Annotated in this window: 20 protein-coding genes; 17 read left to right on the top strand and 3 right to left on the bottom strand. The window is 32.8% G+C overall.

Translation table 11 applies throughout. The features are described 5' to 3' along the window. Positions 1 to 2: 2 nt before the first annotated feature. Both MHH98_RS12935 and MHH98_RS12930 read left to right on the top strand, forming a co-directional pair. Positions 3 to 290, top strand: coding sequence for a hypothetical protein (locus MHH98_RS12935; RefSeq protein ID WP_038191315.1), 288 nt, complete (start codon positions 3 to 5; stop codon positions 288 to 290). Between the two features lie 144 nt (positions 291 to 434). After that, positions 435 to 947 (top strand): hypothetical protein, encoded by a 513-nt coding sequence (locus MHH98_RS12930; RefSeq protein ID WP_038191316.1) that lies wholly within the window; start codon positions 435 to 437, stop codon positions 945 to 947. On the opposite strand, the gene MHH98_RS12925 is transcribed toward MHH98_RS12930, so the two are convergent. Then, positions 948 to 1565 (bottom strand): LysE family translocator, encoded by a 618-nt coding sequence (locus MHH98_RS12925; protein ID WP_076066001.1) that lies wholly within the window; start codon positions 1563 to 1565, stop codon positions 948 to 950. 334 nt (positions 1566 to 1899) lie between these two features. Between MHH98_RS12925 and MHH98_RS12920 the strand changes: the two genes are divergently transcribed. From MHH98_RS12920 to MHH98_RS12885, 8 genes are all read left to right on the top strand, one after another. Beyond that, entirely contained in the window at positions 1900 to 2271 is a 372-nt protein-coding gene (locus MHH98_RS12920; protein WP_038191321.1) for a VOC family protein, read from the top strand. Between the two features lie 286 nt (positions 2272 to 2557). Further along, entirely contained in the window at positions 2558 to 2956 is a 399-nt protein-coding gene (locus MHH98_RS12915) for a hypothetical protein (protein ID WP_038191322.1), read from the top strand. Positions 2957 to 2969: 13 nt separating this feature from the next. Then, the gene (locus MHH98_RS12910; protein WP_038191324.1) at positions 2970 to 3173 is read left to right on the top strand and encodes a helix-turn-helix transcriptional regulator; all 204 of its coding nucleotides are present in this window, start codon (positions 2970 to 2972) and stop codon (positions 3171 to 3173) included. Positions 3174 to 3224: 51 nt separating this feature from the next. Then, on the top strand, positions 3225 to 3431 hold the full coding sequence (locus MHH98_RS12905) for a hypothetical protein (protein ID WP_081730170.1): 207 nt from the start codon (positions 3225 to 3227) through the stop codon (positions 3429 to 3431). Between the two features lie 764 nt (positions 3432 to 4195). Beyond that, the gene (locus tag MHH98_RS12900) at positions 4196 to 4738 is read left to right on the top strand and encodes a carbon monoxide dehydrogenase (RefSeq protein WP_340713045.1); all 543 of its coding nucleotides are present in this window, start codon (positions 4196 to 4198) and stop codon (positions 4736 to 4738) included. A gap of 172 nt (positions 4739 to 4910) precedes the next feature. Next, positions 4911 to 5315: a hypothetical protein gene (locus MHH98_RS12895; RefSeq protein WP_038191335.1), complete on the top strand. Its 405-nt coding sequence runs from the start codon at positions 4911 to 4913 to the stop codon at positions 5313 to 5315. A 123-nt stretch (positions 5316 to 5438) separates the two neighbouring features. Next, a complete protein-coding gene (locus tag MHH98_RS12890; protein ID WP_340713042.1) occupies positions 5439 to 5987 on the top strand; it encodes a hypothetical protein in 549 nt (182 codons plus the stop codon). A gap of 691 nt (positions 5988 to 6678) precedes the next feature. Further along, complete coding sequence (locus tag MHH98_RS12885) at positions 6679 to 6921, top strand: hypothetical protein (RefSeq protein ID WP_038191344.1); 243 nt, start codon at positions 6679 to 6681, stop codon at positions 6919 to 6921. Between the two features lie 336 nt (positions 6922 to 7257). Here MHH98_RS12885 and MHH98_RS12880 read toward each other — a convergent pair whose 3' ends face one another. Further along, on the bottom strand, positions 7258 to 7677 hold the full coding sequence (locus MHH98_RS12880; protein WP_038191346.1) for a hypothetical protein: 420 nt from the start codon (positions 7675 to 7677) through the stop codon (positions 7258 to 7260). A gap of 378 nt (positions 7678 to 8055) precedes the next feature. Between MHH98_RS12880 and MHH98_RS12875 the strand changes: the two genes are divergently transcribed. The 4 genes from MHH98_RS12875 to MHH98_RS12860 all read left to right on the top strand — a co-directional run bounded on the left by MHH98_RS12875 (position 8056) and on the right by MHH98_RS12860 (position 9587). Next, entirely contained in the window at positions 8056 to 8373 is a 318-nt protein-coding gene (locus tag MHH98_RS12875) for a hypothetical protein (protein ID WP_340713040.1), read from the top strand. A gap of 206 nt (positions 8374 to 8579) precedes the next feature. Next, positions 8580 to 8780, top strand: a complete 201-nt coding sequence (locus MHH98_RS12870) for a hypothetical protein (RefSeq protein ID WP_076035386.1) — start codon at positions 8580 to 8582, stop codon at positions 8778 to 8780. Between the two features lie 132 nt (positions 8781 to 8912). Beyond that, the gene (locus MHH98_RS12865) at positions 8913 to 9137 is read left to right on the top strand and encodes a hypothetical protein (protein WP_038191347.1); all 225 of its coding nucleotides are present in this window, start codon (positions 8913 to 8915) and stop codon (positions 9135 to 9137) included. Positions 9138 to 9281: 144 nt separating this feature from the next. After that, positions 9282 to 9587 (top strand): PH domain-containing protein, encoded by a 306-nt coding sequence (locus tag MHH98_RS12860; RefSeq protein ID WP_445329611.1) that lies wholly within the window; start codon positions 9282 to 9284, stop codon positions 9585 to 9587. A gap of 301 nt (positions 9588 to 9888) precedes the next feature. Here MHH98_RS12860 and MHH98_RS12855 read toward each other — a convergent pair whose 3' ends face one another. Beyond that, positions 9889 to 10770 carry a LysR family transcriptional regulator gene (locus tag MHH98_RS12855; protein ID WP_038191353.1) on the bottom strand — a complete coding sequence of 294 codons (882 nt, stop codon included), beginning with the start codon at positions 10768 to 10770 and terminating at the stop codon, positions 9889 to 9891. Between the two features lie 157 nt (positions 10771 to 10927). Here MHH98_RS12855 and MHH98_RS12850 point away from each other — a divergent pair, with 157 nt between their 5' ends. The 3 genes from MHH98_RS12850 to MHH98_RS12840 all read left to right on the top strand — a co-directional run bounded on the left by MHH98_RS12850 (position 10928) and on the right by MHH98_RS12840 (position 13950). After that, positions 10928 to 12172 carry an amidohydrolase gene (locus MHH98_RS12850; protein WP_340713037.1) on the top strand — a complete coding sequence of 415 codons (1245 nt, stop codon included), beginning with the start codon at positions 10928 to 10930 and terminating at the stop codon, positions 12170 to 12172. Next, positions 12169 to 13386, top strand: a complete 1218-nt coding sequence (locus tag MHH98_RS12845; RefSeq protein WP_038191363.1) for an amidohydrolase — start codon at positions 12169 to 12171, stop codon at positions 13384 to 13386. Before MHH98_RS12850 ends, MHH98_RS12845 begins: the two co-directional genes overlap by 4 nt. A gap of 174 nt (positions 13387 to 13560) precedes the next feature. Next, a complete protein-coding gene (locus MHH98_RS12840) occupies positions 13561 to 13950 on the top strand; it encodes an NUDIX hydrolase (protein WP_038191365.1) in 390 nt (129 codons plus the stop codon). Positions 13951 to 14215: the final 265 nt, after the last annotated feature.

Raw genomic sequence — 14215 nt, 5'->3', positions numbered from 1 at the left:
AAATGGGTGTTAAAAGAAAATTCGGAGCACTAATTTTAACGAGTGTTATTGTTATGTCTGTGGTATTTTGGTACGCGCAACAAAAGCCATATAGTACAGAGCTGGTTATAAACTCATTGTGGGATAAATACGAAGTACAAAGCACTCAAATTGGTGATACTGATCCGGTTATATCGATAGATGTATATGATAAAAATGATATACCTGAAGTTGAAAAGTATTTAAAAGCCAAATTGTCTAACGATGATTTAGAACACTATGAAATCGAGGTATTTTCTGGGTGGTCGTGAATTCTTTGGTGAGACCACAATAAACCATTTTACATTACCTAGTGCGATTGTGGAATTAGCGTAGCTGTTCTTATTAAACTAACGGGGCAGAATAGTTGAAGAAGAAAAAGGAATAATGAAAAGGAATAGGATGGAAAAAGTAATATGATTAATATTGATGACCGAACATCGTATGAAAATGAACGTATAGATTTCCGGGCTTGTGATTGTATAAAAAAACCAGAATATATGTATTGGGTTGACGGAGAATATGGAACAACTATATTTGATTTCTGGAAAAACTATAACTGTTTTCCTCTAAAGGTTATCCATAACTTTGTAAGAGAATTTGATGATTTAGACGATGATGACAAACGGCATAGGTACAGAATTGATGAAGTTCATTCGATAAATGAACTGGATAGAATACTAGACGATGTTGGATGGAAATTAACCTTTGACGATTTCTTTATAACTAATTCATCAAAGGAAATAAAATTTAAGATACAGGATAGAGATGAATTGAAGGGGAAGGTCTCTGTACAGTATCCTATATTCGAATTAGATCCAAGTGACACTCTAACAGAAGTGATTTTACACGGAGATTCTTTTATCGTTGGTACAAATGATATCAGTTTATCAAAGAAAGAACAGCTCTATACGGTCATCCTACCCTGACTATCCTAGTTGAACTAACGGGTGCTTTAGTGGAATAAGGAGATTTGTTATCTTATTCAGGATTATTCCTACCTTTTGGTTTCCTCTTAGTTTTTTAGTAACGTAAGAAGAGAAATAAGCAACAAATAAACACCATAGTAGTCCAGTTGCTGTAAACGTAAGCCCTAAAATTAAAAAAGGAGCAGGACCTGATGCTTGAACATCTATAAACTGCGGAAGAAACGCAATAAAAAATAAAGAAACTTTTGGATTTGTTAAGCTCGTTAAAAGTCCTTGTATATAAATTTTTCTTATGTTTAATTTATTTGATGATGCTTTGAAACCAATGTTTGACTTATCAAGTATCATTTTAATCCGTAGATAAACGAGATAAATAACACCAATTATTTTAATGATATTAAATAATACAATAGATTTTGTCAGTATGAGTGATAAGCCAAAAGAAACAAATAACGTGTGAACTAAAGAGCCAGTAATAATACCAAACACAGAATAAACACCAGCTCTTTTACCTTGTGAAATACTTCTACCTATAATATACATGGTGTCCGCACCAGGGATCAGATTTAGTAAAATCCCTGTTAGTAAAAACATTTCATAATTTATAATACCGTACATTTTAGCACCTCAATCTCTTTTTTTGGGTGCCCTTATCGATATTAAAGTAAATGAAAGGAAAATAAAAGCACTTTTTAATACAAGCTAATTAACAAAAAGGAAAATATAATAATAAATAAGGTGTAATCCACTTTTCATTTCGAATATCCAAGAATTTGTGAAGAATCACACTTAAACTAACGGGTGCTTTACTTGAAGAACATTGAGTTGCATAATGCAGCTCTTTTTTTCTTTATTGAACTAACATGGGAAGGTTAATTCAATAATTGGAAGGAAAAAGGGATATAGAAAGGGTACTATTTGATATACCAGATTAAATAAAGGAGAGAAGGCTATGAGTAAATCATTTATTGAACAAGTACATTATATTAGAATTCCTGTAAAAGATTTAGAACTGTCTGCACAATGGTATAGAGATGTATTAGGGCTCCAGTTATTAAACATTACTGAGGAACTTTCGGCTTTAAAAGTAAATGAAGGACCTTTCTTACTTATCTTAGTTCCTACCGAAGATGAAACATTTGCACATTTTACAATTGATAATGAACAAGAATTTAGCATTGGCTTTACAAGTCCAGAATTATCTAAATTTCATCAACACTTAATGGATAATCAAGTTAAGGTAGAGGATATAAAAGAAGATAATGGTCACGCCTTTTTCCATTTTTATGACCCAAATGGTAATAAACTTCAAGTACACTGGTAAGATAATAAAAAATAGATTACCTTATTTCATTAACGGGTGCTTTACTTAAAGATTATTGAGTTGCATCGGCAGCTCTTTTTTTTATTGAACTAACGGGGCAGGATAGTTGAATACTTTTATAATTAAAATGGTTCAAATGAGGAAATATTTCGTTATTTAAAGAACCATTATTAACTACTTGACGTTTGGCTTGTAAAAGGTTAATATGAAACTAACTTCACATGAAACAAACTTCATGTGAAAGGAACTTCACTACCAGAGGATAAGTTAGTTAGGAGAGGTATATTTGAAAAATTTATTCATGCAGCGACTTTTAGTTTCAATCTTACTAATGGTATTTGGGTTCATTCAAGTAATTCTCGATACATCAGCAGGATTTAATAATGGCTATATCACAGTATTGTTAGGTGGAATAATTTTATTGTTCTCAACAATTTCTAACATTACATCCCGAAAGAATAAATCACTAGAAAAGGAATTAGCAAAAGAATATGACGAAAGAGATGCTTTAATTGATGGAAAAGTGGCTCGCTTTTCCTTGTATATCCTGATATCTGAAATATTAATTCTTATGTTTTTAACTAATTTTGTGGAAATCCCAGCAAATACTGCATTATTTATTGTTTTAATATCTTTAATGATTATTGAATTTGGATCTAGAAAATATTATACTCATGTCCTTTAATCAGGAGGAATTTATGAAAAATAGAGTAAAAGAATTACGAGTAGAAGATGGAATAACACAACAAGAGTTAGCTGATAAAGTAAGTGTATCTTCAAGAACAATCATCTCATTAGAAAAACAAAAATATAATCCATCTGTACTACTTGCATATAAAATAGCTTCAGTTTTTAAATTATCAATTGAAGAAACTTTTATTTTTGATGAGGATGACAGATAAAACATTTCATAAAGATGCACATATAAAATAAACAACGGAGGAATTTTAATGATGTATATTATAGGACTTATTTTTGGGGTAGTTTTAGTAACTTGGGGTATTTATCGTATGAAAACAGATGAAGGCTTATTTGGTAAAAATCAAAAAAACAAAAACTTATTCAATCTCCTGTTAATGGGAGAAGCTTCAGGAATAGGACAATTTTTGGGTGGAGTTATATTAATTATTGCAGTGATTATTGGATTTTTTGTGAAGTAGTAAGAATTTCAATTTTTCACTGAAATATTGTGAATGAAAACACTTAAACAAAAGGGTTAGTTACTTAAATATTTAAGTAACTAACCCTTTATTATAATTTTCTTTTTTTGAATATTAACCCTATAGAACCTATAGAGGAGAGCTATTCAGCTAACGTGGTGCTTTACTTGAAGTTCATTGAGTTGCAAATACAGCTCTTTTTTTCTTTATTGAACTAACGGAGCAGTTTAGTTGAAGAAGCCACTAGGTTCGAACTATCCATTAGGCTCCTTTTTATTACTAACAGAGCTTCGTTTTTTACAATAAATTTTCTATTGTCACTTATTTATAATACAGATAAAATTAGTTGATCTAATTTTCTTTATTTGGAGGCAATATGACTGATATAGCAGAACAGCCGTTGACTAATTTACTAGCTCACTTACATACAGCCCTTTATTTATCTGGCAGGTAATACTAGCTCTTTTAGTATTAGTTTTCTTAAGAAATGAAAAGGGTTGCTTAATGTTTTTTTATAAAATTTGGGCTATGGTTTTTATAATCATTTATTTACTAGCAATTTATTTTTACCTAATGAAGTAACAATTAATAATTGCACACTTTGTGTCTACTGCGTTATATTCTTATTCAACTAACGGGTGCTTAAGTAGAAGATCTTTGAGCTGTTCAGACAGCTCTTTTTTTATTCAACTAAAGGGGCAGTTTAATTGTAAAAGGATTATTGTACCTAAATCGGACAAACTAAACCTAAATAGAAATTAAGGGTGATAAAATTGAACAAAAATTTTCCTTTTCTATTGGTTTTATTTGGTATATTAATTTGTGGGTTAAATTATGGAACAGCAAATGCAAATCCGATCGATACTCCACCTTCTTTTGAGGAAAAATTCACTGAAGTAGGATATAAATCAGTAGAAGAGTCAGTTAATGAATTTGCAAATCATTTAAAAGTCGATGTAAAGTTACCCACAATTATGCCTCCCATTACTTTCACACATAAGTTCGGAAGATTTTATCGAGATAAGAAATATAGTATGAATGATTCCCTAGAAATCATTTATGTTAATAAAGATATAAGAAATAACATTTACAAAATTGATATTCGTCCATTAAAAAATAAGATAAACTTCAAAGGTAAAGAGTATGCTCTTAAAGATGGGAGTAAAGGTATATATTTTGAACACCTCTACTTAAATTTTTTAGTCTTTGAAAAAAATAATTTGCAATATATACTCGGAATTCATAAAAACGTATCCAACATAGAAATACCTGAAACTTTAGTTCGAATAGCTAACTCAATTGAATAACTAATTCAGTTAAAGACCATTAAGTTTCTTATAAGGGCGTAAATCCAAAAGTGAAAACGCTTTTTTTTTCGAATTTATTTACTTGTTGTACTATCGAAGTTTTTTAATGTTGAACATAGTATATCTAAAAATTCACACAATAAAGCAAAGAAAAAAGGAGGTTTTTATTTCTATGGTGAAGTCTATTTTTAGAGGAGTACTGCTTTTATTTACCATAACTTTAATGTGTTCATTAGTTGTCCATGCTGAAAAAAATGAACAAGGAGAAAGTGACAAAGGAACTGTTATTTATCATATCAAATACGACTACGATGCAATATCTAATTTTTTGGGAATGAGTCGTGATGAATATGAACAATGTTGGAAAGAAGGGTTTTCTATTGCAGATATGGGAAAGAAACAGGGGATTTCAAGAAGGGATATAACGAGTTATTTTGTAAGCCTTCACTATAATGAGATGCAAAAATGGCGAAGCAAAGGAGCCCTTTCAGAAGAGCAATATTTCGACCTTGTTTATAGATTAGCTGATGAAGTGGAGGATTTTATTGACCGTAATCCAAACCGTAAAATCAACTAACGATTGCCTTGGTAGAAGATAATTGAGCTGTTCAGACAGCTCTTTTTTTTACTAAAGGGGCAATTTACTTGAATTAGGATAGATAGGTAAAATAATACCAAAAATTAATTAAGGGTGATTTAAATGAACAGGTTTATTCTACTTATACTTATGTATATCGTGATTTGTGGAGTATATAACGGAAAAGTATATGCAACCTCTAACTGCCAACCTCAAACTATTGAAGAAAGTTACCTTGAAATTGGATATAAATCTGTCGATGAAGCTTTAAGAGATTTTGAACACCATTATAAACAGGATTTACAGCTACCATTAAGAGTCCCTCCTGTTGTCTTCACTCACGTATTTGCACGAACTAATAATGGAGATGGTAGTGATTTTTTTGAAATGGAGTACGTCAATGAGCAATCATCAGATTACAGGTTCCTGATTAATGTAGGAGAAAAGGGTAAATTTACGATAATGGAAAAAGAATTAATAAAGGAATTTAGGCTCAAGGGTGGAAACACAGCATACTTCTTGAGCATAAGAGGTCCAGACAGTATAAGAGGTTCAAACTTATTGGTTTTTGAAAAAGATAATTTGCAATATAGGTTTAGTATAGATAAAAAAATATCCGAAAAGATTACTCCTGAAATTTTAGTTCAGATAGCTAATTCTATTAATTATTGAATCGAATCAAAAATTTCTCTTATTCAACTAACGGGGCAGGTTAGTTCAGTAAGAAAATATCCGTTTTTTATAGTTTTAGAAGGGTAATTTGTTTAGACTAAAGATTATGTATAGATATTACTGCAGGTCATAAATTCATATTTGGATAGGTGAAAAAAATGATTTCGATCATTCATTTCCTATTTATTTATTAGGAGGATTTTATTCTTATTTAGTAGATGTATATTTTGATAATATCCAGTTTCGTAATGAATTTTTAAAATATATTATTGGATTTCTCGTATACGTAGCAAGTGGTTTATTAGTTGTTGGAGTACTTTCTGCAATTATATTGCTAACCGACGGGGTACTGGTGGATTATTGACATTTGGCTCCCTTATGTTTGGAACCATGGCAGCTTTATTATTTTACCATATTTCCTTGATTTCTAAAAAAGCATTAAAATTGTTTGCAAGATAGAGAATAGTTTTATCTTCCGTTATCGGACGCGATTGTTTAATAAGTATCTCTTTTTCTTATTAAACTAACGGGGCAGTTTAGTTGAATAAGAGGTTTTTTTGCGAATGCGTTGAATAAGTTAATATATGTTAAATATTGAACGAAAAGGGGTGCTTTACTTCAAGTCTGGGGGTAGCACTTTTTTCTTAAACTAAGTCAGGACAGTTTAAGAATATGTATAGGGGTGCATTTTATGATTAAGTCTTTAAAAGGGCAATTTATCTTATCTATATTTGTTGCTATTGGCTTTGTTTATGTTAATTTTTCTAGTATTGAGTTTATTGCTGACAAGAGGGATCCAACCGGTCGGGTAATATTTTTCTTCATCATGATTTTATCGGTGTTTAATGCGGGATTATTGACGGAAAAATACATTCACAAGAAAGAAGAAATAACTTTTATCCAACCAACGGGTGCTTTACTTGAAAATCATTGAGTTGCATATGCAGCTCTTTTTTTCTTTATTGAACTAACGGGGCAGATTAACTGAAGAAAGAATAGTTTATTTCCGCAGTTGAGGAAGGTCAATAAGCCTTCCTCTATTTTTATTTATTAGAGGTAATGAACTATGAAAGCAATAACAAACTAACCTTTAGTTTTATTAAAACGTAAAAGTTTAGCTCCAAGTGGAGCTTTTGTTGTATGGAAATGACCATACTTTAAAATTTTATTGATTTAATTTTCCTGTAAAGAAGGATTTATGAATCATTATTGAATAATTTAAAGCCCAGGTACTCAATTAATTTTGAGCCTAGACTTTTTTTTGCGCTTATTATAGCTTCTCTAACATTCTTATTAGGGCTGTTAAAACAAATGTAGTGATAACTGCAATTATTAAAATTCCAATGGAAGATAACTCAACGGATGTAAGGTGGAAAGTTTTCATCCAATAATATCCTACAATTATAGAGAAAAATGACGACAAAACAGAGATTATTAATCCTAGAAATCCTAATTCGTCTAGCTTTTGTTCTGTTAAACCTACAAGGCTTAATATCTTAGAGAAAATACCAGCAATTATAAATAGTGCAAAAGATAAAATAAATAATGACATTATTCCTGAATGAGTAATTTCATTAGGCACGAATTTAACTAAAGCCATCATTATAAATGCAGGTAGAAAAATAGGTAATATTAAACCGGCAATAATAACGAATGAAGCGAAAAATTTATTTTTATTTGGTTTACTCATACATCCTCCTGAAAAAATAGTAAAAAACGTGATTAAAATATAGCACATTAAAATAATTAACAGCATTTTATTGTTTTTTCTGATAAAATTGGAAAACGTCATCAAACGAACGATATTTTTAAACTGAATTAAAAAAGAAAACAAATCATTTTTACATTTTTTAATTTTCATACTTTTCTTTGTTTATAAAAAGTTGAATGAGCATACATTACACATAGTAAGATTGTGAAGAAATGTACTTAAACAAACGGGTGCTTTACTTCAATAAGGAGTAGGGCCTTTTTCTTATTGAACTAACGGGGCAGTTTAGTGGAATAAGGGTTTTGAATGTTAGATAGCGAAAACTTTTTTATGTAAGATAGTTAAAGGGGAATATTGATGGACAAATTGTTTAAAATCTCTAATAGAAATACACCTTCCATATATGATAGTAATACCATTTATAGCAGTTCAGAAGAATGTACTAAATGCGGAAGACATAAAACTGATATAAGTGTCTTAGGAGTCTATTTACCTACGTTTAATAAAAATTTCGGATTAATAAAACCACTTGGAGGAATTATTGGTTCAAAGGAAGCCATTCAGTATCTTAGGGATAATAATTTACACGGATTTTCTATTGGAATGATAAAAAAAGGAATTCACATAGTAAAAAATCTTCCTCCAGGGGATTTATTTGTAATACAAAACACCTAGGTTTTGCTTTGCTCGGAAAGGTTTATGAAGATTGCTAAGTCGGTCCCTGATAAATGCTATTTAACTTTTGAACAATGGTGCTTTAATTTAGAGAAACCTTATTGAGCTAACGGGGTGCGATTGTTCAATAAGAGCAGTCACATCTTGTGCTAACGAAGCAGATTATTGAAAAATAATAAAATAAGGATTTTGGTGGAGGTGTAGCAATGAAACGTTGGTGGTATTGGTTGTTTAGTACGATACTTTTCGGATTCATCCTTATAACCCAAGGCTTATTTTCCTCTTATAAATTGGAGGGTGAACATCCAGGTTCATTAAATGAATCATTATTAAGCATTTGGTGGGGCTGTATTGCAATTTTGGTAGTGTTATTATTCATTAAACGGATTAGCGAAAAAGGACTATAAAGGATTGTTAAGATTATTGATTTGTGAAATGGTACATAAACTAACGGGGTGCTTTACTTCAATAGGGAGTAGAGCCTTTTTCTTATGGAACTAACGGAGCAGGTTAGTGTTATTAATCAAGGGGGAATCGAATTGTATATTATTAAAATGATTCTTGCTGTGTTTGTAATGGCAATTTCAGCATACTGCTTTATCACAAAAGATTATTTGTATGCTCCAATATCATCTTTATTGCTTGGAATTTTAATTGCAATTATAGGAATAGATGAATTTAAAAATAATGGTAAAAATAGTAGATGTATGTTTTTTATACCAGTATCTATATTAGTTATTGTCGTGGTTTTATTTAGTTTCTAATTATATTTAGGTGCGTTTATGTTGGTAATAGGATTAGACGATACTGATTTGTATTTTCCATCGAAAAAAGATTTGTGGATTTATCCTATCTATTGAGGGTGTACCATAGCTTGCTTTGCCGCTTTGGTTGCAGGCAGAGATTATATGGTATTAGTTTTTACTGTTCCATTGGCATTTCTATTGGCTTGTGGATGGTATAAAACGGGGTATGAAGTAAAGGCAGATTATTTAATCATATATAGCGGACCTCTAAAAAAGAAGATATTAATAACAGATATTAAAAGTATGAAACAAACAATGAACCCTTTAGCATCCTATGCATTATCGATAGATCGTCTAGAAATCATTTATGCTTCTGATTTCAATATGGCGCTTATATCTCCAAAAGATAAGGATAGTTTCATAAAGTTAGTGAAAAAAGTGAACCCTAAAATCAATTTAGAGAGATAGTAATAGTTAAAACTAAGTAATTCTTTAAAGGGGACATAGTAATTGAAGAAAATAAAAAACTAGGACGCTTCAATTATGAGTATAACGGGATTATTAATAATTGAAGCATTTTTAGCGGGAAGTTCAATTTAAAATTACTTGCAATGATGTTCATTGGTTGGACAGTAGGATATTTAATTTCCTATTATTTTGATAAAAAGAATAATAAGTAGGCTTATTGAACGAACAATTTAATCGTTCGATTGAACGGTATTGGCTATCGTTCAATCGAACAAATTTTTTTTTACATCACATCAAATGGCTACTTCTCTAATTCCTCTTTTAATAGCTTAATAAAATTCTGTGAGGTTTTCGATAAGAAATGATCCTTTAACCAAATAAGTCCAGAAGAGCTGTTTAATGCTTCGTTACTGATTTTGACAGCATGAATTTTGTAGCCCTTTTGCTGTCTAATGACGGTTTCTGGTACAACAGAAGCGTAGAATCCGCTTTCGACTAGCTCTAGTAATAGAGCAATGTCTGAACACTCAGAAAGACGAGGGGTTGCAAGACCATAATTTGAGAATTGCTCCATGATTATATAGTGTAAACCAAGGCCTTCAGTGCTTGGAATGATGAGCGGGTAGTGATGTATGTCCTCGTAAGTTACAGTAGAAGAAGGCAAGATTTCTTTAGAAGAACAAATGAAATAGAATGGTTCCGTTTTAAGATGTAGGATTGAAAAGTCATTCAATTCGAGAGGAAAACGAATGATGGCTAGCTCAAGTATTCGGTCACGGACTAATTGGCATAGCTGCGCAGAATCATTTTGTTGGATTTTAAACGTAATATGTGGATGCTGCTGATGATAACGTTGAATAGTAGTAGATAAATGTTCATTTGATAAAGTATTTACGCCCAGAGTTAAAGTTCCGTGTTCCCCGTTTGCTGTTTCCCTAACCTCTCGTTCAGATTCTTCCATATACTTCGTAATTTTCAATGCATGTTTATAAAGCGTTTGCCCTGCATCTGTTAACTCCAGCGTTCTTCCTCGTCTTTCAAACAACTGCACATTCAAATGGTTTTCCATGTTTTTTAGTTGCTGACTCAAAGGAGGTTGCGATAGGTGTAGCTTTGTAGCAGCTGCAGAAATTGTTTTTTCCTCAACGATGGCAATAAAATAACGTAATTGGCGAATATCCACTTTTCCAACCTCCCTTCTATATATGAAAAAGATATGTAAAACTAACAAAATGAATATTATTAGTATACTAAACTTCATGATACGATAAAGACAAAATATTTGTAAAATAAATCGCTAGAGGCAAAAGTGTTGCTTCATATAGAGAGGGGAAATTTAAATGGATTCAAAACAATGGTTAATGAATGTATTGCTTGAAACGGGATTTCACTATGAAAACGGACATGTTGTAGCAACGAAAACAGAATTGGTACATCTTCTGATTGAGGAAGGCAAGATTACGAAAATGACCCCTCAAAGTACGAAAATAGAGGGTGATGTTCCAAAGCAGGATGCAAATGGCTTGCTGGCACTCCCTTCTTTTGTGGAAAAACATTGTCATTTAGATAAGACTCTGCTTGGAGATAAGTGGACTGCTAATATTCCAGCCCCTTCGATATTTGACCGATTTGAAATTGAAAAGGAACGTTTACCACAATTAGAAGTGCCGATGGAAGAACGCGCCTCCATTTTAATTGATACGATGTTGAAGTCGGGTGTTACACATATTCGAACACATGTGGATTTATATCCTGAGGTTGGGTTGAATTATTTAGAGACGATCAAAAAGGCATTAGCTCGTTATGAAGGTAAATTAACGCATGAAATTGTTGCCTTTCCTCAACATGGATTGCTTCGAACAAATGCTTCAGAAATTGTGAAAGAGGCATTGACTAAAGGCGCGACACTAGTAGGAGGAGTAGATCCAGCCTCGGTAGATGGAGATATGGAAAAGTCCGTGAAAGAATTATTTAATCTAGCGAATCTAACGAATTCAGGCATTGACCTTCATTTACATGACCGCGGTGAAGTGGGTCTTACAACAATAAAAGAAGTAGCAAGACTGACAGTGGAATATCAAATGCAGGGAAGAGTGGCGATAAGTCATGCTTTTGCACTTGCAGATATGGTAGGGGAAGAAGCTAAGGAAATTATGCTCATGCTTGCAGAAGCCAAAGTTGCAATCATTTCAAGTGTACCTCTTGGAGATAGAGTTCCTCCGTTACCTACACTGGATGAACATCAAGTCGAAGTAGCAATTGGTTGTGACAACATATATGATTCTTGGTCTCCTTTTGGAAACGGGGACATTCTTGAACGACTTGGTCGATTTGCCCAAAGGTTTAATTATGTAACTGAACAAAAGCTTGCTACTTCACTTAAGTTCATCACAAATGGTGTGACACCACTTAATGAGCAAGGTGAACAAGTGTGGCCGGCTATTGGTATGGATGCAAATATGGTATTGGTTTCAGCAAGTTGTTCCGCAGAGGCTGTAGCAAGAAAATCAGAGAGACATGCCACTATTTTCAAAGGGAATATTGTTGCAGGTTGCCTTTCAACGAAGGGAGAGGAAACACGATGAGAAATTACTGGTTGTTAAATGTTCGTTTGGAAAATGGATATATTTATAATGAAAATACGGTTGTTGGAACGGAAACGAAAATCCAACATATTCGAATTGAAGCGGGAAAAATTGCTGAAATAACCAATGTACTGCCAGAAGGTGACTATGACTCTTACGATGCAAAGGGTATGTTAATGCTCCCTTCTTTTAAGGAAATGCATATTCACATTGATAAAACTTACTTCGGTGGGGCATGGCGCGCTGTGCGTCCTGTTACAAGTATTTTTGAACGAATTAAGGAAGAAGAAAAGCTACTGCCTGAGCTATTGCCAACTGCAAAAGGAAGAGCACTCCATATGCTAGAAACAGTGCTAAACTACGGATCAACACATGTACGAGCACATACAAATATTGATCCATCTATTGGTTTGAAAAACTTAGAAGTAACCGTTGAAGCATTTGAAACATATCAAAATAAGCTTTCACATGAAATTGTTGCTTTCCCTCAGCATGGATTATTACGTTCAAATATGGTAGAAGAAATAAGACAGGCGCTAAGAAGTGGGGCAACCCATGTAGGTGGTGTAGATCCTAGCTCGGTTGATGGCGATATTGAGCGCTCGTTAAATACAATTATGGATCTTGCTGTTGAAGCAAATGCAGGTATTGATATTCATCTGCATGACGGTAAAGAAGCTGGTTTAAAAACGCTACAAAAACTTGCTGACTTAACAGAGGAAGCAGGCTGGAAAGATAGAGTAACAGTGAGCCATTGTTTTGCACTTGCAGACATGTCTCCAACTGATTTTAAGGAAATCTCATGTCGCTTTGCCAAACTTGGCATTTCAGTTGCCTCTACCGTTCCTTTTGGCAAGATAATTATGCCACTACCAGAACTGAATGAGAGTGGAGTTCCTGTCTATTTAGGCACTGACAGCATTAACGATCATTGGTCTCCATTTGGTAATGGTGATAATTTAGAGAAAGCAGGATTATTTGCAGAGCTATATCGAAATAGTACTGAACAAAAGCTATCTCAGACATTGGGCTTTATTACGGGGGGGAAGACACCGCTCAATCAAAAAGGAGAACAGGTTTGGCCTAAGATTGGTGACGAAGCGAATATTGTCTTTGTTGAAGCAAGCTGCTCTGCTGAAGCTGTAGCAAGACGATCACATCGAAAAGCCGTGATATATCAAGGTAAGCTAGTTGCGGGCAATGATAAGGATTAATCAAAAATAGAATAAACCCGAATCAAGACTACCTCCCATGCTTTTGAAAGTAACATTGTTTATACCTCCTAAAAATTTATTAATAAAGGGATTATTGGCAACTCTATTGAAATATTGACATATTGATATTTTACTAACGAAAAGGTTTGTTGAACAAGAAGCGGGAGGGATAAGATGAAAGAATGGTTTGGTTCCGCAGCAATTTGTATTAATGAGAACAAAGAAGTTTTGATGGTAAAAGGTAGTAACTCTGAATCTTGGGCTATTCCTTCGGGTGGTATTGAACAAGGAGAAACACCAGAAGAATGTTGTATTAGAGAAGTTAAAGAAGAAACAGGATATGATATTGTCATTGAGGATAGCCTGTTTATTAAAGAAACTGAAATTAAAGGTTATAAAGTAAAAAGTTATTACTTCAAAGTGAAAAAAACTGGAGAAAGTGAAGGGATTAACGACCCCGATAACATTATTGTAGATGCTGATTGGAAGTCACTGAGAGATATACGAAATATACAACACGCATATCCCGAGGACTTGGAAGTTTTAGAGAAATTTTTGAAATAGAGATTATTATTATTTTGTGTGTAATATTTTTACTAACGGGGCTTTACTTGAAGATCATTGAGCTGCATATGCAGTTCTTTTTTTCTTTATTGAACTAACGGGGCAGTTTAGTTGAAGAGTGTTGTTTAACTTTAGTTCAACAATCTGGCCATATTGTTGAGTAAATATTTACTTGTATAGCATTATACAAGCTGAAAAGTATCGCAAATAGTGGTGAAACAAAGGGTAGATCTAACTATAAATAGCCATTGGCTGTCGAAGATTA

Origin of the sequence: Viridibacillus sp. FSL H8-0110 (genome assembly GCF_038003565.1) — a bacterium.
GTDB lineage: Bacteria > Bacillota > Bacilli > Bacillales_A > Planococcaceae > Viridibacillus > Viridibacillus arenosi.
The sequence above is the reverse complement of the archived record's forward strand: the minus strand, read 5'-3'. Positions and strand labels throughout refer to the sequence as shown.